This window comes from Streptomyces naganishii JCM 4654 (assembly GCF_014650575.1).
Lineage (GTDB): Bacteria > Actinomycetota > Actinomycetes > Streptomycetales > Streptomycetaceae > Streptomyces > Streptomyces naganishii.
On record NZ_BMVF01000007.1, the window covers coordinates 277,197 to 297,349 of the forward strand.

The 20,153-nt window shown below is 71.2% G+C and carries 15 protein-coding genes and 1 pseudogene; 7 read left to right on the forward strand and 9 right to left on the reverse strand.

Translation table 11 applies throughout. The features are described from left to right. Positions 1-33 precede the first annotated feature (33 nt). From IE217_RS15475 to IE217_RS15500, 5 genes and pseudogenes are all read right to left on the reverse strand, one after another. The gene (locus tag IE217_RS15475) at positions 34-750 is read right to left on the reverse strand and encodes an ABC transporter ATP-binding protein (RefSeq protein ID WP_190178429.1); all 717 of its coding nucleotides are present in this window, start codon (positions 748-750) and stop codon (positions 34-36) included. Then, a complete protein-coding gene (locus IE217_RS15480; RefSeq protein WP_190178430.1) occupies positions 747-1,874 on the reverse strand; it encodes an ABC transporter permease in 1,128 nt (375 codons plus the stop codon). Before IE217_RS15480 ends, IE217_RS15475 begins: the two co-directional genes overlap by 4 nt. Before the next feature lie 223 nt (positions 1,875-2,097). Continuing rightward, positions 2,098-3,021 (reverse strand): ribokinase, encoded by a 924-nt coding sequence (locus IE217_RS15485; protein WP_190178431.1) that lies wholly within the window; start codon positions 3,019-3,021, stop codon positions 2,098-2,100. A gap of 62 nt (positions 3,022-3,083) precedes the next feature. Continuing rightward, positions 3,084-3,490, reverse strand: a pseudogene (locus IE217_RS35395) (hypothetical protein); the annotation flags it as partial. Between the two features lie 23 nt (positions 3,491-3,513). After that, positions 3,514-3,924 carry an ATP-binding protein gene (locus IE217_RS15500; RefSeq protein WP_190178577.1) on the reverse strand — a complete coding sequence of 137 codons (411 nt, stop codon included), beginning with the start codon at positions 3,922-3,924 and terminating at the stop codon, positions 3,514-3,516. Positions 3,925-4,166: 242 nt separating this feature from the next. Here IE217_RS15500 and IE217_RS15505 point away from each other — a divergent pair, with 242 nt between their 5' ends. The 4 genes from IE217_RS15505 to IE217_RS15520 all read left to right on the forward strand — a co-directional run bounded on the left by IE217_RS15505 (position 4,167) and on the right by IE217_RS15520 (position 9,068). Then, positions 4,167-5,003: a helix-turn-helix domain-containing protein gene (locus tag IE217_RS15505; RefSeq protein WP_190178434.1), complete on the forward strand. Its 837-nt coding sequence runs from the start codon at positions 4,167-4,169 to the stop codon at positions 5,001-5,003. Positions 5,004-5,009: 6 nt separating this feature from the next. After that, the gene (locus tag IE217_RS15510; protein ID WP_190178435.1) at positions 5,010-5,195 is read left to right on the forward strand and encodes a DUF397 domain-containing protein; all 186 of its coding nucleotides are present in this window, start codon (positions 5,010-5,012) and stop codon (positions 5,193-5,195) included. 52 nt (positions 5,196-5,247) lie between these two features. Further along, positions 5,248-7,503 (forward strand): SF1B family DNA helicase RecD2, encoded by a 2,256-nt coding sequence (gene recD2 / locus IE217_RS15515; protein WP_190178436.1) that lies wholly within the window; start codon positions 5,248-5,250, stop codon positions 7,501-7,503. A gap of 275 nt (positions 7,504-7,778) precedes the next feature. Then, positions 7,779-9,068 (forward strand): citrate synthase, encoded by a 1,290-nt coding sequence (locus tag IE217_RS15520; RefSeq protein ID WP_190178437.1) that lies wholly within the window; start codon positions 7,779-7,781, stop codon positions 9,066-9,068. 705 nt (positions 9,069-9,773) lie between these two features. On the opposite strand, the gene IE217_RS15525 is transcribed toward IE217_RS15520, so the two are convergent. The 3 genes from IE217_RS15525 to IE217_RS15535 all read right to left on the reverse strand — a co-directional run bounded on the left by IE217_RS15525 (position 9,774) and on the right by IE217_RS15535 (position 13,301). Further along, positions 9,774-12,137 carry a heavy metal translocating P-type ATPase gene (locus IE217_RS15525; RefSeq protein WP_229865311.1) on the reverse strand — a complete coding sequence of 788 codons (2,364 nt, stop codon included), beginning with the start codon at positions 12,135-12,137 and terminating at the stop codon, positions 9,774-9,776. A 179-nt stretch (positions 12,138-12,316) separates the two neighbouring features. Beyond that, entirely contained in the window at positions 12,317-12,556 is a 240-nt protein-coding gene (locus IE217_RS15530; RefSeq protein WP_190178438.1) for a heavy-metal-associated domain-containing protein, read from the reverse strand. 70 nt (positions 12,557-12,626) lie between these two features. After that, positions 12,627-13,301 carry a TetR/AcrR family transcriptional regulator gene (locus IE217_RS15535; RefSeq protein ID WP_229865313.1) on the reverse strand — a complete coding sequence of 225 codons (675 nt, stop codon included), beginning with the start codon at positions 13,299-13,301 and terminating at the stop codon, positions 12,627-12,629. A gap of 366 nt (positions 13,302-13,667) precedes the next feature. On the opposite strand from IE217_RS15535, the gene IE217_RS15540 reads away from it, so the two are divergent. Both IE217_RS15540 and IE217_RS15545 read left to right on the forward strand, forming a co-directional pair. Continuing rightward, a complete protein-coding gene (locus tag IE217_RS15540) occupies positions 13,668-16,103 on the forward strand; it encodes an MMPL family transporter (protein WP_190178579.1) in 2,436 nt (811 codons plus the stop codon). 70 nt (positions 16,104-16,173) lie between these two features. Next, the gene (locus IE217_RS15545) at positions 16,174-17,217 is read left to right on the forward strand and encodes a zinc-dependent alcohol dehydrogenase family protein (RefSeq protein ID WP_190178440.1); all 1,044 of its coding nucleotides are present in this window, start codon (positions 16,174-16,176) and stop codon (positions 17,215-17,217) included. Positions 17,218-17,235: 18 nt separating this feature from the next. On the opposite strand, the gene IE217_RS15550 is transcribed toward IE217_RS15545, so the two are convergent. Continuing rightward, complete coding sequence (locus IE217_RS15550) at positions 17,236-17,436, reverse strand: helix-turn-helix transcriptional regulator (RefSeq protein WP_190178441.1); 201 nt, start codon at positions 17,434-17,436, stop codon at positions 17,236-17,238. A gap of 848 nt (positions 17,437-18,284) precedes the next feature. Here IE217_RS15550 and mmsA point away from each other — a divergent pair. Further along, a complete protein-coding gene (gene mmsA, locus IE217_RS15555) occupies positions 18,285-19,787 on the forward strand; it encodes a CoA-acylating methylmalonate-semialdehyde dehydrogenase (protein WP_190178442.1) in 1,503 nt (500 codons plus the stop codon). Positions 19,788-20,153 lie beyond the last annotated feature (366 nt).

Below are 20,153 nucleotides of genomic sequence, written 5' to 3' on the forward strand. Positions count from 1 at the left end.
GGCCGGGGACGCGGTGCGGGTCGGCGGCCCCCGTCAGGACAGGCGGCCGTCGACCATCTCGTGGACCCGGTCGGCAGCGTCCATTATCGCCGTGTCGTGGGTGACCATGACCGTGGCCGTTCCGCGCTCGTGGGTCTGTTCGGCGATCAGCCGTACCGCCTCGGCGGACCGTACCCGGTCCAGTGCCGAGGTGGGTTCGTCCACCAGCAGGACGGCGGGGGAGGTCATCAGGGCGCGGGCCAGGCCCGCGCGCTGGCGCTCGCCGCCCGACAGCTGGTGCGGACGGGAGCCGGCGCGGTGGGTCAGTCCGACCGCTTCGATGAGTTCGTCCGCGCGGGCCCGTGCGGTGGCGTCGAGGCGGCCGTCGATGTGCAGGGGCAGCAGGAGCTGTTCCCTCACGGTGAGGGAGGCCAGCAGGTTCGACTGCTGGAAGACGAAGCCTATGTGGTGAAGGCGGGCGGCGGTGCGTTCCTTGTCCGACAGCGCGGTCAGCTCGGTGCCGGCGATGCGCACGGTGCCCGAGGTGGGCCGTTGGAGGCCGCCGGCGACGGCGAGGAGGCTGGACTTGCCGGATCCGGAGGGGCCGACGACGGCGACGAACTCACCGGGGGCGACGGTCAGGCCGACGTGGTCGAGGGCGGTGACGGCGGTGTCGCCGTCGCCGAGGGTGAGGGTGATGTCGTCCAGGCGCAGCCCACCGGAGCCCGCGGGGTCCGCGGCGGCCTGGTGGTCGGTGGCGGGTGTGGTCATCGGGTGGCTCCCAGAGCGGTCAGGGGGTCGACGGAGGTGATGCGGCGGACGGCGACGACGGCGCCCACGGTCCCGAGGACGATGAGGAGGCCGGAGGAGGTGGCGATGGCCGGGGCGGAGAGGGAGAAGGGGGCCTTGCCGATCATCGCGCTGCCCAGGGCCAGGCCGACGGCGGTGCCCAGGGCCGTGGCTCCCGCGAGCACGGCGACGACCTGGGCGAGCGCGTCGCGCAGGATGTACCCGGTGGGGGCGCCCAGCGCCTTCATCAGGGCGATCTCGGGCCTGCGCTGGACGGTCCAGACGGTGAAGAACGCGCCGACGACCAGGGCGGAGATGACGTACAGGAATCCCTTGATCAGGGCCATGGTGCTCGACTCGGCCTCGTAGCCGGGGGACGCGTCGAACGTGGCCTCCTTGGTCTCGGCGCGCGTGCCGGTCGCCTTTTCCACCGCGGCGATGTCGGCGCCCGGCTTCAGGGTCAGGGCGACGGCGGTGGCCTGCCGGCTCGCGGCCTCGGGCAGGTCGCCGGGCAGGCCGTAGTGCAGATGCCGCCAGGTATCGAGGTTCGCGTAGACGACGCCGATGTGGCCGTAGGAGACGGTCTCGTCGACCAGTCCCACGACCTTCAGCCGCACCCCGCTCCGGTCCGCGGTCAGCACATCACCGATCCTCACCCCGAGGTCGGCGATCTCCCGGGTGATCACGATGCCCGCACTGCCCTCCTCCAGGCCGTCGCCCTTGCTGGGACGGGGCGCCAGGGAGGAGTCCGGCGCCATGCCGAAGACGGCGAGGTTGACCTGCTCGCCCTTCTTGGCTCCCTGGGTCACCTGGGCATTGGCCAGGGTGTTGCCGAACGGCTCCGCCCGCTCCACTCCCGGGGCCCTGGACCATGCCTGCCAGTCCTCCTGCTCCACGGTCGAACGGGAGAACTGCTCGCTGGTCGCCTTCTCGTCGAAGGCCATGTGGGTCACGGGCAGCGCACGCAGGCCGGATATGCCGGCGTCCGCCAGACCGGAGGCGAGCCCGGACAGGAGGACACCGAGCACGGCGATGAGCGCGACCACCGCGCCCATCAGGGCGAAGCGACCGCGGGCGAAGCGCAGATCGCGTAGGGCAAGGAACACGGAGCTCTCCGAGCGACGAAGGAGACGAGGACACGACAGGCCGGACACGTCGCCGTCTTTGCTTGAACTTGACGACGCGAACGTCGGCATCTTATCCGATGTTATCGACACACCTGTCGGTACGTTGCGGGGAGGGTCCAGCCGGGGGTTCCGGCACGGGGAGGGGAAACCGAGAGGGCCCGGTCCACGGACCGGGCCCTCTCGGCTTCCTTCCCTGTACGCCTCACAACGCGTCGACCTCGGCCGCCGTGGGGAACGAGTCCTGCGCGCCCCGTCTCGTGACCGCCACGGCTCCCACGCGGGCGGCGTAGGCGGCGGCGTCCGCCAGGGGGACGCCCGTGCCGAGCCGCCAGGCCAGGGCGGCGGTGAACGCGTCGCCCGCCCCGGTGGTGTCCACGGCGTCGACCTTGACCGACGGCACCCGGTCGACCTTGTCGCCCGAGGCCACCAGCGCCCCCTCGGCCCCGAGGGTCACGACCACCGACCGGGGGCCGAGAGCGATCAGGCCCCGCGCCCACTCCCCGGGGTCCGCACCGCCGGTGCCGCCCCCCGCACCGCCGAGGATCACGTGGGCCTCGTGCTCGTTGACGATCAGCGGGTCGCAGGCTTGGAGCAGTTCGCGGGGGAGGGGCTGCGGAGGCGAGGGATTGAGGACGAAGCGCCCGCCCGCCGGCAGGTGACGTACCGTCTCCACGACGGTCTCCAGCGGGACCTCCAACTGCGCGGACACCACCCGCGACGCCCGCACGAGCGCTGCCGACGCCCGTACGTCCTCGGGGGTGAGCCGGCCGTTGGCGCCCGGCGAGACGACGATGCTGTTGTCCCCGGACGGGTCCACGGTGATCAGCGCGACCCCGGTCGGCGCCCCGCCGACCAGCACGCCCGCCGTGTCGACCCCGGCCGCCCGCTGCGAGTCGAGCAGCAGCCGGCCGTACGCGTCGTCACCGACCCGCGCCAGCAGGGCCGTACGGGCCCCGAGCCGCGCGGCCGCGACGGCCTGATTGGCGCCCTTACCGCCGGGATGCACGGCGAGGTCGGACCCCAGCACGGTCTCCCCGGCTCCCGGCCGCCGCTCCACCCCCACCACGAGATCGACATTGGCCGACCCCACGACCAACAGGTCGTACTCGTGGCCGTACTCGTCCATGGGAACTGTCTCCTCGCGGTGTTCAAGGGAGCGGCGGGCGGGTGGCGGAGGGCGACCACTCGCTATTCCTGGCCGAACAGCTCCCGCGCATCCGAGGCCCGCACGGCCTGCTGGGCCCAGCGCTCCAACTGGTCGGGATCGGTGCACGCCTCGACCCGTTCGCGGACGTCGTCGGAGACCGGGATGCCACGCCCTTCCAGGATCCGCAGAACCATCTCGGCCTTGGCCTCGGCCCGACCTTGCACCAGGCCCTGTTCACGCCCTTCCTCACGCACCTGCTCGGCGAGCGGGTGCCGCCAGAAGTACTGGATCGCCGTCATCAGATCCCTCCACATCTGCTTCGCTCGGGCGTCTGCCAGGCGTTGTCGGGGTCGATGGTCCGCAGTGCGGTGGCCAGGGACTCCAGTATGGCCGGTGCCTGCGGCCCGCGCCCGAGGACGAGCGGACGTACCGTCACGGAGTGCCAGCCCGGGGATTCCGGTGATCAACGAGCTAGGCCGCCGCGAGTTCGCACCACACGTACTTGCCGTGTTTGCCGTGTCCGGAGAGTGGTTGCCAGCCCCACAGGTCGGCGCAGGCGCGGACCAGTGCCAGGCCGCGGCCGTCCTCCGCGTCGTCGTCGAGTTCGGCCAACGACTGCGGCGGCACGGGGGGTTCGGGATCGGTGTCCCACGCGCCGAGCTGGAGGGTGCCGCCGTACCAGCGGACGCGGAGGGCCGCGGGGCCTTTGGTGTGCCGTACGGCGTTGCTCACCAGCTCGGCCGCGAGCAGTTCCGCGGTGTCGGCCAGGCCGATCAGGCCGTGCAGGACGAGGATCAGGCGGAGGGTGCGGCGGCAGACGGTGACGGCGCGCGGGTCGTTCGGGATGTGGAGGGAGTACTCCCAGGGCTCTGAGGAGTCCACGGGCATGCGTCAGCTCCGGTTCGAGGCGGGGTTTCGGAGAGGATCTGCGGTGGGCGGGCGGTGGCATTGCCGCAGCCGTCATGGCAGGACGGAGTGGTGCGCTTCCGGGATCCCGGCGTTCTCGCAGCGTGTGCGTCGCGTGACTGACGGTAGGGGTTGCATGTAAGCCAAGGCAAGCCGATCGCGTAACCTGACCCCGAACGAGGTGCGGGCGCTGGCGCGTTGAGAACGAGGAGTGGTCGATGGTCCAGAGGCGCGAACCGACCGCACGCCAGGTGCGTCTGGGGACGGAGTTGCGCAGGCTGCGCGAGGCGGCGGGCCTCACCGCCATCGAGGCCGCAGCGCTGCTGGGCGCCAACCGGGTTCAGATCAACCACATCGAATACGGACTCACGGGAGTGAGCGAGCAGCGGCTGCGCCGGCTCGCGTCCCACTACTCCTGTACGGACGAGGAGTTCATCGACGCCCTGGTCACGATGGCCACCGACCGAACGCGCGGCTGGTGGGAGGAGTATCGGGGCTTGCTGCCCACATCGTTCCTGGACCTGTCGGAACTGGAGCACCACGCCCGGTCCCTCCGTCACGTGGCCATCCTGTACGTACCGGGTCTGCTCCAGACCGAGGAGTACTCGCGCGCCGTCTTCTCCTCCAGGCTGCCGGAACTGACAGCAGAGGAGCTTGAGTTGCGCATCGAGCACCGTAAGGCCCGGCAGGAGTTCACCATCCCCTACGAAGCGGTGATCCACGAGGCGGCACTGCGCATCAGGGTCGGCGACCGTGCCACATCGAGGGCCCAACTCGCCCGCCTGCTCGAACTCTCCGAGGCCGACCACATCACCGTGCGTGTCATCCCCTTCGATCTGGACGGTTTCGCTCGAGCCGCCAGCACGATGACGTACGTGGGCGGTCCGATGCCCAGGCTGGACACCGTGGTCCGCGACGCGCTGCACGGCTCGGCCTTCATCGATTCCGAGGCTCAGCTCAACACCTACCGAACGAGTTTTCGTAAGGTGGAGGCCGCGTCACTCGACGCCGGACCGTCGCGTGACCTCATCCGCAGCCTGGCGAAGGAGCTGTAGGTACCCATGGACAACTGGCGGAAGTCGTCCTACTCGGGCCCGGGCGACGGCAACGAGTGTGTCGAGGTTGCTCCCACCCCCACCCTCATAGCCGTTCGCGACTCCAAGGCCCCCGCCCGGGCCGTCCTCACCTTCCCCGCCCCCGCCTTCGCCGCCTTCATAGGCGCCTTCAAGGCGCGCCCCCCGCGCTGACCGCCCGGCGACCCCGCCACTCGGTGTCATACCCGGCCGGTACCGTCGGGGCATGTCCAACCTGGCGGGGAACGCGACCGGTGAGCGGCGGCTCGCCGTGCTCGAAGGCGTCCTGGAGCGCATCACGTACGCCAACGAGGAGAACGGGTACACGGTCGCCCGCGTCGACACCGGCAGAGGCGCCGGTGACCTGCTCACCGTGGTCGGCGCGCTGCTCGGGGCGCAGGTCGGCGAGTCGCTGCGCATGGAGGGCCGCTGGGGGTCGCACCCCCAGTACGGCAAGCAGTTCCACGTCGAGAACTACACCACCGTCCTCCCGGCCACCGTCCAGGGCATCCGCCGCTACCTCGGCTCCGGCCTCGTCAAGGGCATCGGACCCGTCTTCGCCGACCGGATCACCCAGCACTTCGGCGTGGACACCCTGCGGATCATCGAGGAGGAGCCCAAGCGGCTCATCGAGGTCCCCGGCCTCGGCCCCAAGCGCACCAAGAAGATCGCCGACGCCTGGGAGGAACAGAAGGCGATCAAGGAGGTCATGCTCTTCCTCCAGACCGTGGAGGTCTCCACCTCCATCGCGGTCCGCATCTACAAGAAGTACGGGGACGCCTCCATCTCCGTCGTCAAGAACCAGCCCTACCGGCTCGCCGCCGACGTATGGGGCATCGGTTTCCTCACCGCCGACAAGATCGCCCAGTCCGTCGGGATACCGCACGACAGCCCGGAGCGCGTCAAGGCCGGCCTCCAGTACGCCCTGTCCCAGGCCACCGACCAGGGGCACTGCTACCTGCCCGAGGAACGCCTCATCGCCGACGCCGTCAAGCTCCTCCAGGTCGACACCGGTCTCGTCATCGAGTGCCTCGGCGAGCTGGCCCGGCCCGCGGAGGAGGGCGAGGACCCCGGGGTCGTACGGGAGAAGGTCCCCGGTCCGGACGGCGAGGCCGAGCCCGTCACCGCCGTGTACCTGGTGCCTTTCCACCGCGCCGAGCTGGCCCTCTCCGGCCAGCTGCTCCGCCTGCTGCGCACCGGGCAGGACCGTATGCCCGCCTTCCAGGACGTGGCCTGGGACAAGGCGCTCGGCTGGCTCAAGGGGCGCACGGGCGCCGACCTCGCCCCCGAGCAGGAGGCGGCCGTACGCCTCGCGCTCACCGAGAAGGTCGCCGTCCTCACCGGCGGCCCCGGCTGCGGCAAGTCCTTCACCGTGCGCTCGATCGTGGAGCTCGCGCGGGCCAAGCAGGCCAAGGTCGTCCTCGCCGCGCCCACCGGGCGGGCCGCCAAGCGCCTCGCCGAGCTGACCGGCGCCGAGGCCTCCACCGTCCACCGCCTGCTGGAGCTGAAGCCCGGCGGCGACGCGGCGTACGACAAGGACCGCCCCCTCGACGCCGACCTGGTCGTCGTCGACGAGGCCTCGATGCTGGACCTGCTGCTGGCGAACAAGCTGGTCAAGGCCGTGCCCCCGGGCGCCCACCTGCTCTTCGTGGGGGACGTGGACCAGCTGCCCAGTGTCGGCGCCGGCGAGGTGCTGCGCGACCTGCTGGCCGAGGGCAGCCCCGTCCCGGCGGTGCGCCTGACGCGCGTGTTCCGCCAGGCCCAGCAGTCGGGCGTGGTCACCAACGCCCACCGGATCAACGCCGGGCAGCACCCGGTCACCGAAGGGATGAAGGACTTCTTCCTCTTCGTCGAGGACGACACCGAGGAGGCGGGCCGGCTCACCGTGGACGTGGCGGCACGCCGGATCCCGGCCCGCTTCGGCCTCGACCCGCGCAGGGACGTGCAGGTGCTCGCGCCCATGCACCGCGGCCCGGCCGGCGCCGGCACGCTCAACGGCCTGCTCCAGCAGGCGGTCACCCCGGCCCGCCCGGACCTTCCCGAGAAGCGGTTCGGCGGCCGGGTCTTCCGCGTCGGAGACAAGGTCACCCAGATTCGCAACAATTACGAGAAGGGGAGGAACGGTGTCTTCAACGGCACCGTGGGCGTGGTCACCTCGCTCGACCCGGTCGACCAGCGCCTGACGGTGCTGACGGACGAGGACGAGGAGGTTCCGTACGAATTCGACGAACTGGACGAACTGGCACACGCGTACGCGGTGACCATCCACCGCTCCCAGGGAAGTGAATATCCGGCCGTGGTGATCCCGGTCACCACGGGAGCCTGGATGATGCTCCAGCGGAATCTGCTCTACACGGCGGTGACCAGGGCCAAGAAACTGGTCGTCCTCGTCGGCTCGCGCAGGGCGATCGGCCAGGCGGTGCGCACCGTGTCGGCCGGCCGGCGCTGCACGGCGCTGGACTTCCGCCTCGCGGGCGGCTGAAAGCCGCCGCTCCCGGGGCCGGAACCGGCCGCTCGCGGCGCCCGCGAGAGGTTTCTGACCCCGCGTCACAAAAAATGATCGATCAAACGAGTCGTAAAGGTCACAGAGCACTTCCCGTGGCCGGACCGAGCGGGCAGGATGAGCAGGTTGACGGCACTGAGTGCCGCCAATAGGCCCAATGGTCGACCCCGAGTGCACTCTCCTGAGCCAAATGGGGGATGGTAGAGACAGTCAGGGCACCTCGAAGATGAGGCACTACGTCGGTGAGGGAAGACGTGAGCGACAACTCTGTAGTACTGCGGTACGACGGCAGCGAGTACACCTACCCGGTGATCGACAGCACCGTCGGCGACAAGGGCTTCGACATCGGGAAGCTCCGCGCCCAGACCGGTCTGGTGACTCTGGACAGCGGCTACGGCAACACCGCCGCCTACAAATCCGCCGTCACCTATCTCGACGGCGAGCAGGGCATTCTCCGGTACCGCGGCTACCCCATCGAGCAGCTGGCCGAGCGCTCCACCTTCCTGGAGGTGGCCTACCTGCTGATCAACGGTGAGCTGCCGACCATCGACGAGCTCACCACCTTCAAGAACGAGGTCACGCAGCACACCCTGCTGCACGAGGACGTCAAGAACTTCTACAAGGGCTTCCCGCGCGACGCCCACCCGATGGCGATGCTCTCGTCGGTCGTCTCGGCGCTGTCGACCTTCTACCAGGACAGCCACAACCCGTTCGACGAGAAGCAGCGCAACCTCTCCACCATCCGCCTGCTCGCCAAGCTCCCCACGATCGCGGCGTACGCGTACAAGAAGTCGATCGGTCACCCGTTCGTCTACCCGCGCAACGACCTCGGTTACGTGGAGAACTTCCTGCGCATGACCTTCTCGGTCCCCGCGCAGGAGTACGACCTGGACCCGGTCGTGGTCTCCGCGCTGGACAAGCTGCTCATCCTGCACGCCGACCACGAGCAGAACTGCTCGACCTCCACGGTCCGCCTGGTCGGCTCCTCGCAGGCCAACATGTTCGCCTCGATCTCCGCGGGCATCAACGCGCTCTGGGGCCCGCTGCACGGCGGCGCCAACCAGTCGGTGCTGGAGATGCTGGAGGGCATCCGCGACTCCGGCAACGACGTCGACACCTTCATCCGCAAGGTGAAGAACAAGGAGGACGGCGTCCGCCTGATGGGCTTCGGCCACCGGGTCTACAAGAACTTCGACCCGCGCGCCAAGATCATCAAGGCCGCCGCGCACGACGTGCTCTCCGCGCTGGGCAAGGAGGACGAGCTCCTCGACATCGCCCTGAAGCTGGAGGAGCACGCGCTGTCCGACGACTACTTCGTCGAGCGCAAGCTCTACCCGAACGTCGACTTCTACACCGGCCTGATCTACCGGGCCATGGGCTTCCCGACCGAGATGTTCACGGTCCTGTTCGCCCTCGGCCGGCTGCCGGGCTGGATCGCCCAGTGGCACGAGATGATCAAGGAGCCGGGCTCCCGCATCGGCCGCCCGCGCCAGATCTACACGGGTGTCGTCGAGCGCGACTTCGTTCCGGTCGAGGAGCGCTGATCCGGGAGGCGCCAAGCCTTCCCACTCCCACTTCGGGTACTTCGGGCCCCGTGTCCCGCGCAGCCCGCGCGGGTGCGGGGCCTTGTGGTCCGGCCGGCGCCGCCCGGTGCCGGCCGGAAAAGCGAAAGGCGCCCTGGTCCGCCAGTCCCCCCACGGGCCGGCGACCAGGGCGCCTTCCCATGTCCCGGTGCGGATTCCCCCCACGGGATCCGGCCGGGCGTCTGGAACACCAGCGCCTGAATCGCTGTGAGCACAACGAGCAGAACTCGTCGTGCCTCTGTGCTGCCGTACAGCTTTCGCCGTACTGCCGTGCCGTACTGCTTGGCGTACTGCTGTGCGATCTGCCGGGACAGCGCACGCGCGGGAGGGCCGCTCAAAGCTTCCCGGTGTACGTGCCCCGGCAACGCATCTCCGGGGAAGTCCCCCAAGACATCCCCAGACGTCAGTCCGCGCCCCCCAAGACGCTTCCTGACATCGCCAACTTAGACCTTCGAACCCCTTCGATGGTTACGTTCACATCACTGTGATCTGCGTCTCTTGCATATGTCCGATAGGCACGCAAGAGCCCTGGTACGGCGACTGGGACCCAAGCGTAAGGATGATGCGCGAGGCTTGTGAAGAGCTTATGTGAGTCCCGCGCCCGTCTCTAGAGGGACTCTTACTCCAGTCTCGATCGTTTCCCAGGCCCCGCCGCGCCGCCCGCGCTCAGCGGAACGTGCGCAGACGGAGGCTGTTGGTCACCACGAACACCGACGAGAAGGCCATCGCCGCGCCCGCGATCATCGGGTTCAGCAGTCCGGCGGCGGCCAGCGGCAGGGCCGCCACGTTGTAGCCGAAGGCCCACACGAGGTTGCCCTTGATGGTGGCGAGGGTGCGCCGGGACAGCCGGATCGCGTCCGCGGCCACCCGCAGGTCACCGCGGACCAGCGTCAGGTCGCCGGCCTCGATCGCCGCGTCCGTGCCCGTGCCCATCGCCAGACCCAGATCGGCGGTGGCGAGGGCGGCCGCGTCGTTGACGCCGTCGCCGACCATGGCCACGGTCCGCCCCTCGGCCTGCAGCCGCCGTACGGCGTCGACCTTGTCCTCGGGCAGCACCTCGGCGATCACGTCGGCGGAGTCGATCCCGACCTCGCCGGCCACGGCCCCGGCCACCGTCCGGTTGTCCCCGGTCAGCAGCACCGGCCGCAGGCCCAGCGCCCGCAGCTCCCGTACGGCCTGGGCACTGGTCTCCTTGACCGCGTCCGCGACCGCGACGACACCCCGTGCCACGCCGTCCCAGCCGACCACGACGGCCGTACGACCGCCGGTCTCGGCCTCGCGGCGGGCGCGGGCCACGTCCTCGGGCAGCTCGTCGAAGAGGCGCCCGACGCTCACCTCGTGGCCCTCCACGCGCCCCCGCACGCCCCGTCCCGGCACGTTCTCGAAGTGCTCGGCGGCGGGCAGCGGGCCGACCCGTTCCTCGGCGCCGGCCGCGATCGCCCGGGCGACCGGGTGCTCGGAGGCGTGCTCCAGGGCGCCCGCGATCCGCAGCAGCTGCTTCTCGTCGGTGCCCTCGGCTGCGTAGACCTCCTGGAGGGTCATGCGGCCGGTGGTGACGGTGCCGGTCTTGTCCAGGACGACGGTGTCGACGCGGCGCGTGGACTCCAGGACCTCGGGGCCCTTGATGAGGATGCCGAGCTGCGCGCCGCGGCCGGTGCCGACCATCAGCGCGGTCGGGGTGGCCAGGCCCAGCGCGCAGGGGCAGGCGATGATCAGTACGGCGACGGCCGCGGTGAAGGAGGCGGTGACGTCACCGCCGGCCAGCAGCCAGGTGAGCAGGGTGCCCAGCGCTATCAGCAGGACCACGGGCACGAAGACGGCGGAGATGCGGTCGGCCAGGCGCTGCACCTGGGCCTTGCCGTTCTGCGCGTCCTCGACCAGCTTCGCCATCCGGGCGAGCTGGGTGTCCGAGCCGACCCGGGTGGCCTCGACGACCAGCCGGCCGCCCGCGTTGACCGTGGCGCCCGTGACCGGGCTGCCGGGGCCGACGTCCACCGGGACGGACTCGCCCGTCAGCATCGAGGCGTCGACCGCGGAGGTGCCCTCCACGACCGTGCCGTCGGTGGCGATCTTCTCCCCGGGGCGTACGACGAACCGGTCGCCGGCCGCCAGTGAGGCCACCGGGACGCGGACCTCGCCGCCGTCGCGCAGCACGGAGACGTCCTTGGCGCCCAGCTCCAGCAGCGCCCGCAGCGCGGCGCCCGCGCTGCGCTTGGAGCGGGCCTCCAGATAGCGGCCGAGCAGGATGAAGGCGACGACTCCGGCGGCGACCTCCAGATAGATCGTGGACGCCGCGTTCATACGGGAGACGGTGAGGCGGAACTCGTCGTGCATGCCGGGCATGCCCGCGTCACCCAGGAACAGCGCCCACAGCGACCAGCCGAACGCGGCCAGCGTGCCCACCGAGACCAGGGTGTCCATGGTCGCGGCGCCGTGCCGGGCGTTGGTCAGGGCGGCGCGGTGGAAGGGCAGGGCGCCCCAGACCACGACGGGCGCGGTGAGAGTGAGGGCCAGCCACTGCCAGTTGTCGAACTGCAGCACCGGGACCATCGAGAGCAGGACGACGGGCACGGCGAGGAGTGCGGAAACGATCAGGCGCTGACGCAGGGAGCTGAGCTCGGGGTCGGCGGCGGGTGTGCCGGCCTGGCCGGCTCGGTCCGGCGAGTCCGCCGCCGTGCCCGCCGTGCCCGCCGTCCGGGGCTCCGGCTGCGGGGGCGGTGGTTCCTCGGCCGTGTAGCCGGTCTTCACGACGGTCGCGATCAGGTCCTCGACCTGTACCCCCGGGGGGTAGGCGACCCGGGCCTTCTCCGTCGCGAAGTTCACCGTGGCGGTCACGCCGTCGATCCGGTTGAGCTTCTTCTCCACGCGGGCCGCGCAGGAGGCGCAGGTCATCCCGCCGATGAGCAGCTCGACCCGGGACAGCTCGGGCGACTCGCCGCCGGTCGCGCCGGTCGCGCCGGTCGCGCCGGGCTCGCCGGTCGCGGTGGTGCTGCTGGTTGTGCCGCTGCTCGTGCTGGTGCTGCTGGTCATGTCCGTACTCCAGTGGACCGACCGGGCCGTACAGAACCAGTATCAGCTGGTCGATACGGCCCGGTGTCGAGAGATACGTTTCGGAGTGGGGGATGTGGGGGGTGATGCGGGGCCCGCTCGCCCGGTCGTCAGACGGGTCGGGTCGTCAGACGGGTCAGGTCGCCAGGCGCGTCAGGTCGTCAGGCGCGGCCGACGAGCTCGAAGCCGGCCTCGTCCACGGCGGCGCGCACGGCCTCGTCCTCGAGCGGGGCCTCGGAGACGACGGTGACCTCTCCGGTCGAGGCGACGGCCTTGACCGAGCTGACGCCGGGGATCTCGGAGATCTCGGCGGAGACGGAACCCTCGCAGTGCCCACAGCTCATCCCGCTCACCTTGTAGACGGTGGTGACGGTGCCCGGGGTGCCGGTCTGAGCGGTCATGGCTTTCTCCTCGTCGTTACTGGTGTGACCGAGTGGCCCCAGAGGGGCTCACACCGTTCACACTATACCCCTAGGGGGTATTTCTCCAAGGAACCCCGGCGGGAGCGCCCGCACGTGGCGCGGTCAGCGGGGTGAGGTAGCGGACGAGGAGGTCCTTCAGCTCCCGTACGTACGCCTCGCGCTCGGCGCCCTCGTGGCCGAGCACCACCTCCAGGGCCGCCTTGTAGACGCTGAGGCACACCTGGGCGGTGCGGGAGACGTCGGCCGCCGGGGTGTCCGGCATGAAGCAGGCGAGCAGCACCTCGACCCGGGACAGCAGCGTCGCATGCAGGGCGTCGTGTTCCTCGGCGATCCGGCCGGGGATGTCGGGGCCGTGCATCAGTGCGAAGAAGACCGGGTGGCGGCAGTTGAAGTCGATGAACCGGTCGACGGCGGCGGCGACGGCCTCCTCCAGCGGGGTGCCGGGCTCCACTGGTGCGAGCGCCTCGCCGTACGTCTCGCGCATCTCGTGCACGAGACGGTCGCCGAGCTCGATCGCGATGGCCTCCTTGTTCGGGAAGAACTGGTAGAGCGTGCCGGGTGACACACCGGCCTCGCGGGCGATCGCGTTGGTGCTGGCGGCGGTGTAGCCCGCACTGCAGAAGACGGAGGCGGCGGCCGCGAGCAGCTGTGCGATACGGCGCTCACCGCGCGCCTGACGGCGGCGCGGGCGCTCGCCGGCCGCCGTGTCGGTTCCAGATCTCACGGGCTTCTCGGTGTTGTCGGGCACGAGTTATCCCCAGCCTCCGCGGGTGTTTGACAAACACGAGAGGTCGCTCGCATTCTAGGGAAACGCGAGTGACTGCTCGTGTTTGCCAGTTTATGGCAACAGCAGATCCATGCTGCCTGTCGTGCGTGTGCGTGTGCGTGAGTGCCGGGTGCCTGGCGCGAGTGCCGGGTGCGGGGCGTGGGGTGGGGAGCAGGGTCGTGGTGAAGGGGACACCGTGCGATGACCGGAGTCGATGTGCCGCCGGGTGACGGCGAGGGCGAGGACAAGGGCAGTGACGGGGGCGGGGGCCGGGAGAGGGGCTCGGCCAGTGGCCGGGGGAGGGGTCGGGACGGGCAGGCGGGGATGTCCGGCGGGGGAGCGGGGGCGCGTGTCGGGGGCTGGACGCGGTTCGTGACCGCCCGGCCCCGGCTGTCGCTGCTCACGGCGCTCGTCCTCACCGTGCTCGCGGTGCTGGCGGGCAGCGGGGTGGCCGACCGGCTGGGCAGCGGCGGCTGGGAGGACCCCGCCGCCGAATCGACCTACGCGACGAAGGCCCTGGAGCGCGAGTTCCCCGCCTCCCAGCCGAACCTGCTGCTCCTGGTCGACTCCGGCGGCTCCGCGGTGGACGCCCCGGCCGTCACCGCCGAGGCCCGGCGGCTCACCGCGCGCCTGGCGGCCGAGAAGGGCGTTACCGGCGTCGGCTCCTACTGGCAGTCGCGCTCACCCGCCCTGCGTGCCAAGCACGGTCACGAGGCGCTGATAGCCGCGCACCTCACGGGCGACGAGAAGGCCATGGGCCGGACCCTGGACCGCCTCGTTCCCGCCTTCCGGGGCGTGCACGGACCGGTGAAGGTCACGGTCGGCGGCCCGGTCGCCGTGCGGCACGAGATGCAGACGATCATCAAGGAGGACCTCACCAGGGCGGAGCTGATCGCCCTGCCGATCACCCTCCTGCTGCTGGTCATGGTATTCGGCAGCGCGGTGGCCGCGCTGCTGCCGCTCGGCATCGGCATCGTGGCGATCCTCGGCACCAACGCGGTGCTGCGCGGGCTGACGGAGTTCACCGACGTCTCCGTGTTCGCCCTCAACCTCACCACGGCCCTCGGACTCGGCCTGGCGATCGACTACGCGCTGTTCATCGTCCGCCGCTTCCGCGAGGAGCTGTCCTCGGGCGCCGATCCGGTGGCCGCCGTCGGCACGACCCTGCGCACCGCCGGCCGCACCGTCCTCTTCTCCGCCCTCACGGTCGCCGTGTCGCTGGCCGCGATGCTCCTCTTCCCGCAGTACTTCCTGCGGTCCTTCGCCTACGCGGGCATAGCGGTCGTGCTGCTCGCGGCGGCCGCGGCCCTGATCCTGCTGCCGGCGGCCCTGGTCCTGCTCGGCCACCGGGTGAACTCCCTGGACCTGCGGCGCCTGTTCCGCCGCGGCGACCGGACGCGGACCACCGCGGCGGACGGCGCGGAGGGCGCGCAGGCCGTGGCGGACGGCGCGGAGGGCACGCAGGCCGTGGCGGACGGCGCGGAGGGCACGCAGGCCGTGGCCGGTGCGGGGACCGTTGAGGGAAGCGCCTGGGCCCGGACGGCCACCCTCGTCATGCGGCGCGCCCCGTTCTTCGCGCTGGGCACCACGGCCGTCCTGGTCCTGCTCGGACTGCCGTTCCTGGGCGTGAGGTTCGGCACGGCCGACGACCGCCAGCTGCCCTCCACGGCCGAGTCCCACGTGGTGCAGCAGCACCTGCGCGAGGGCTTCCCCGGCAGCCCCGGCGGCGGCCTGGAGGTCCTCGCCGAGGGCAGGGCGACCCCGGCGCAGTACGCCGCGTACAAGGAGCGGATCGCCGCGCTGCCCGAGGCGCTGCGGGTCGACGGCCCGCTGGTGAAGGGCGACTCGGCGTACTTCACCGTGCAGCCCCGGGGCGAGGCCGTGGACGACGCCGCCCAGCGCCTGGTGGGTGAACTGCGCTCCACCGGCGCCCCGTTCGCCACCAAGGTGACCGGCACCGCGGCCGTCCTGGTCGACTCCAAGCACGCGATAGCGGAGGAACTGCCCTGGGCGGCGGCCTTCATCGCGATCGTGACCCTGCTGCTGGTCTTCCTGCTCACCGGCAGTGTGGTGATACCCGTCCAGGCCGTGGTGCTCAACGCGCTCAGTCTGACGGCCATGTTCGGCGCGGTGGTATGGGTCTTCCAGGACGGCCACCTCTCCGGCCTGCTCGGCTTCACCAGCCCCGGCTCCATCGAGACGACCCTGCCGGTCCTGATGTTCTGCGTGGCCTTCGGCCTGTCCATGGACTACGGCGTGTTCCTCCTCTCCCGCATCAAGGAGGAGTACGACCGCGGGGGCGCCCTTGACGACGAGGAGACGGGCGAGGACCGTCACCGCCGGGCGGTGCGGCAAGGGTTGCAGCGCACCGGAGGGCTGATCACGGCCGCGGCGGTGATCCTCGCGGTGGTGATGGTCGCGATCGGCACCTCGCGGGTGACCAACACCAAGATGCTGGGGCTCGGCATCGCGCTGGCGGTGCTGATGGACGCGATGATCGTCCGCAGTCTGCTGGTCCCGGCCGTCATGCGCCTGACCGGCCGGGCGACCTGGTGGGCCCCCGCTCCGCTGCGCCGCTTCCACGCCCGGTTCGGACTGAGCGAGGGCGGCCCGGCACCCACGGGAGCGCAGGTCGCGGTCCCGCCGGCGGCCGCGTCCGCCGCCCCGGCCGGGGGGCGGCCCGGCGAGGCGACCGAGGACCCCGGCTCCGGGGCGGCGGAAGGTGACCGGGGGCGGGACAGGGCCGCCAGCCGCCGCTAGGACCTGGCCGGCCGCGTATTACCGTTCCGGCGGAAGCGGTGGCGATCTCCCGGTGAAGGCGAGGCGGCGGATGCGGGCTGTGGTGTTCGAGCGGTACGGGGAGCCCGCCGAGGTGCGCGAGGTCGCCGACCCGCGTCCCCCCGAGCACGGGGTGGTGGTGCGGGTCGAGGCGACCGGCCTGTGCCGCAGCGACTGGCACGGCTGGCAGGGCCACGACCCGGACATCACCCTGCCGCACGTGCCCGGGCACGAACTGGCCGGCGTGGTGGAGGCGGTGGGCCCGCGCGTCACCCGGTGGCGGGCGGGCGACCGGGTGACCGTGCCCTTCGTCTGCGCCTGCGGGACCTGCCCCGCCTGCGCGGTGGGCGACCAGCAGGTGTGCGAGCGACAGACCCAGCCCGGCTTCACCCACTGGGGCTCCTTCGCCCAGTACGTCGCGCTCGACCACGCCGACGTGAACCTGGTCGCCGTACCGCGGGAGATGTCGTTCGCGACGGCGGCCTCGCTCGGCTGCCGGTTCGCCACGGCGTTCCGCGCGGTGGTGCAGCAGGGCCGGGTCGCCGCCGGGGAGTGGGTCGCCGTTCACGGCTGCGGGGGAGTGGGGCTGTCGGCGGTGATGATCGCGGCGGCCTCGGGGGCCCGGGTGGTGGCGGTGGACGTGTCGCCCGGGGCGCTGGAGCTGGCCCGCCGGTTCGGCGCGGCGGAGTGCGTGGACGCGACCGGGGTGCCGGACACGGCGGAGCGGGTCCGGGAGCTCACCGGCGGCGGCGCCCATCTCTCGCTGGACGCCCTGGGCTCGCCCACCACCTGTGCCGCCTCCGTCGACGGGCTGCGCCGCCGGGGCCGCCATGTCCAGGTCGGCCTGCTGCCCTCCGCTGCCGGCACGACGCCCGTGCCCATGGCCCGGGCCATCGCGCTGGAGCTCGAGCTCCTCGGCAGCCACGGCATGGCCGCGCACGCCTACCCGCCGATGCTGGAACTGGTGCGCGCCGGTGTCCTGCGCCCCGATCTGCTGGTGACCTCGACGATCCCGCTGGCGGCGGTCCCGGACGCGCTGGCGGCGATGGGCACGGCCCCGGCGGCGGGGGTCACGGTCGCCGAACCCTGGAGCTGACACGGCGGGGCCGGGGGATCAGTCGGTTCCGCGGTTGCGGTTGCGGGGCCGGGAGGCCACCCAGGCCCGCACGGTGTCGGCGTACCAGTAGGGCCTGCCGCTCTCCACGCGGTCTGGTGGCGGCAGCAGACCGTGTTTGCGGTAGGAGCGCACGGTGTCCGGCTGCACCCGGATGTGCGCCGCGATCTCCTTGTACGACCAGAGCCTTCGGTCGGTCATGTGGTGCACCTCCCCGCGCCCACCGCGGCGGCGGCGCGGGAGGCCGTCGGGGGAGCCGGGTGGACGCTGGTGATCCATAAGCCTGTGGCCGGTGAACGAGGTCGTCCCGGGATCGGCAAGCGCCTGTCGAACGGGTGTTACCGGCAACCCGCGTATCTGCGACACGCGTGACACGGATGTCGCGGTTGTGACGAAACCGCGGCACAGGGAAGAGAAGGGAGCGGGAACACTTCCCCCGAGTCGTCCTTATGTCCGGACAAACCATTGACAGGACTCCCCGCCCGGCACTACAACCGGGGTGGGCCGACGCGAAGGGAAGCCGATGGCGCACGGAGCGATGTCGCGCGCGGCGCCGGGTGGCACACACACGTTCACCGGCGGCGACCGCGGGTGGACCGTGCCCCGGCCCTGCGGCGGCTGTACGGTTCAGGCGCAGGACGACACAGAGGACGAAGAGCTCCAAATCCCGGGCCGCGAAGGCAGGTTGGGTGGACCGTGCACCCACGTGCCGTGCGCGGCCCGGCCACCGATCGCCTCCGGCGCGGGAGGCCGCTTCGCCCTGGCAGGAGCGAAGTGCGAGCGTCGACTCCCCGCCCGCTACGGCCCCGCGCCGGAGGTCCCCCCGTCCCGCGCGTCCGGCCCACGGGGCGCCGGCCGGCGGACATTCCCACATGTGTCTACGCGGACACCGAAACCGCAGACACTGTGTCGGGCGCGTGCGGAGCCGGGGCCTGGTGGGATGTATCCGTGGCCGGGCCGCGACCCCAACGTCCGCGGACAGGGCACATGAGCTGTACGAACGGCAACGTCTCCACCCGACGCCGCCATCTGCGAAGGAGTTACCGGGCATGACGAAGATCGTCAACCACTGGATCGGCGGGAAGACCGTCGAAGGCGCCTCGGGGACGTACGGGCCGGTCACCGACCCGGCGACCGGCGCGGTCACGACGAAGGTGGCGTTCGCCTCCGTCGACGAGGTGGACGCGGCGGTCGCCGCGGCCAAGGACGCCTACGCCACCTGGGGCCAGTCCTCGCTGGCCCAGCGGACCTCGATCCTGTTCAGGTTCCGCGCGCTGCTCGACGCCCACCGCGACGAGATCGCCGAGCTGATCACCGCCGAGCACGGCAAGGTCCACTCCGACGCGCTCGGCGAGGTGGCCCGCGGCCTGGAGATCGTCGACCTGGCGTGCGGCATCAACGTACAGCTGAAGGGCGAGCTGTCCACCCAGGTCGCCACCCGGGTCGACGTGGCCTCGATCCGGCAGCCGCTCGGCGTGGTCGCCGGCATCACGCCGTTCAACTTCCCGGCGATGGTCCCGATGTGGATGTTCCCCATCGCCATCGCCTGCGGCAACACCTTCGTGCTCAAGCCCAGTGAGAAGGACCCGTCGGCGTCCGTGCGGATCGCCGAGCTGCTCGCCGAGGCCGGGCTGCCCGACGGCGTCTTCAACGTCGTCCACGGCGACAAGGTGGCCGTGGACCGGCTGCTGGAGCACCCGGACGTCAAGGCCGTGTCCTTCGTCGGCTCCACCCCGATCGCCCGCTACATCCACACCACCGCCGCCGCCAACGGCAAGCGGGTGCAGGCCCTGGGCGGCGCCAAGAACCACATGCTGGTCCTGCCGGACGCCGACCTGGACGCCGCCGCCGACGCCGCCGTCTCGGCCGCGTACGGCTCGGCCGGCGAGCGCTGCATGGCCATCTCGGCCGTGGTCGCCGTCGGCTCGATCGGCGACGAGCTGGTGGAGAAGATCCGCGAGCGCGCCGAGAAGATCAAGATCGGCCCCGGCAACGACCCGTCCTCCGAGATGGGCCCGCTGATCACCGCCGCCCACCGCGACAAGGTCGCCTCCTATGTGAAGGGTGCGGCCGACGAGGGCTGCGAGGTCGTCCTGGACGGCACCGGCCACACCGTCGAGGGCCACGAGGACGGCCACTGGATCGGCATCTCGCTGCTCGACAAGGTCCCGACCAGCGCGAAGGCGTACCAGGACGAGATCTTCGGCCCGGTGATGTGCGTGCTGCGCGTGGACACCTACGAGGAGGGCGTGGCCCTCATCAACGCCTCGCCGTTCGGCAACGGCACCGCGATCTTCACCCGCGACGGCGGCGCGGCCCGCCGCTTCCAGCTCGAGGTGGAGGCCGGCATGGTGGGCGTCAACGTGCCGATCCCGGTCCCGGTGGGCTACCACTCCTTCGGCGGCTGGAAGGACTCGCTCTTCGGCGACCACCACATCTACGGCAACGACGGCACGCACTTCTACACCCGCGGCAAGGTGGTCACCTCGCGCTGGCCCGACCCGTCCGAGGCCCCCGCGGGCGTCGACCTCGGGTTCCCCCGCAACCACTGAGCGTCACCGCACGCCCTCGTCAGGCCGTCCGAATACCGGACGGCCTGACATTTTTTTGCGCCCCCACCTGCGAATGCCGTGTGGACGGGATGAAAGGGATGGCTTAGGTAGTTGAGAAGGTGAGCCTTGGAAAGCAAGGTAAAAGCCCGCTCATGCGTATCGAATGCAACATGTGGTCGTGATCGCCTAGGAAAGTGATGTCGGCGGCGCGGACCGTCCGGTGCGGATTTCGAAGGTAAACAGCCATTGACGCGGCGGTTTTCGTCGGGGTTCGATGCTCGCGCCGGGAGCGGACGAAGAGAGCTGCACGTTACGACCGAAGCCGCCGGAGGCGATAGCGCTCCCGAGCCCCTCACCTATTGCACG

Excerpts from the sequence above, each read along its gene's own strand:
- IE217_RS15475 (WP_190178429.1), bottom strand. The coding sequence starts at position 750 with ATGACCACACCCGCCACCGACCACCAGGCCGCCGCGGACCCCGCGGGC.
- IE217_RS15485 (WP_190178431.1), bottom strand. The coding sequence starts at position 3,021 with ATGGACGAGTACGGCCACGAGTACGACCTGTTGGTCGTGGGGTCGGCC.
- IE217_RS15505 (WP_190178434.1), top strand. The coding sequence starts at position 4,167 with ATGGTCCAGAGGCGCGAACCGACCGCACGCCAGGTGCGTCTGGGGACG.
- IE217_RS15510 (WP_190178435.1), top strand. The coding sequence starts at position 5,010 with ATGGACAACTGGCGGAAGTCGTCCTACTCGGGCCCGGGCGACGGCAAC.
- recD2 (WP_190178436.1), top strand. The coding sequence starts at position 5,248 with ATGTCCAACCTGGCGGGGAACGCGACCGGTGAGCGGCGGCTCGCCGTG.
- IE217_RS15525 (WP_229865311.1), bottom strand. The coding sequence starts at position 12,137 with ATGACCAGCAGCACCAGCACGAGCAGCGGCACAACCAGCAGCACCACC.
- IE217_RS15530 (WP_190178438.1), bottom strand. The coding sequence starts at position 12,556 with ATGACCGCTCAGACCGGCACCCCGGGCACCGTCACCACCGTCTACAAG.
- IE217_RS15540 (WP_190178579.1), top strand. The coding sequence starts at position 13,668 with ATGTCCGGCGGGGGAGCGGGGGCGCGTGTCGGGGGCTGGACGCGGTTC.
- IE217_RS15545 (WP_190178440.1), top strand. The coding sequence starts at position 16,174 with ATGCGGGCTGTGGTGTTCGAGCGGTACGGGGAGCCCGCCGAGGTGCGC.
- IE217_RS15550 (WP_190178441.1), bottom strand. The coding sequence starts at position 17,436 with ATGACCGACCGAAGGCTCTGGTCGTACAAGGAGATCGCGGCGCACATC.
- mmsA (WP_190178442.1), top strand. The coding sequence starts at position 18,285 with ATGACGAAGATCGTCAACCACTGGATCGGCGGGAAGACCGTCGAAGGC.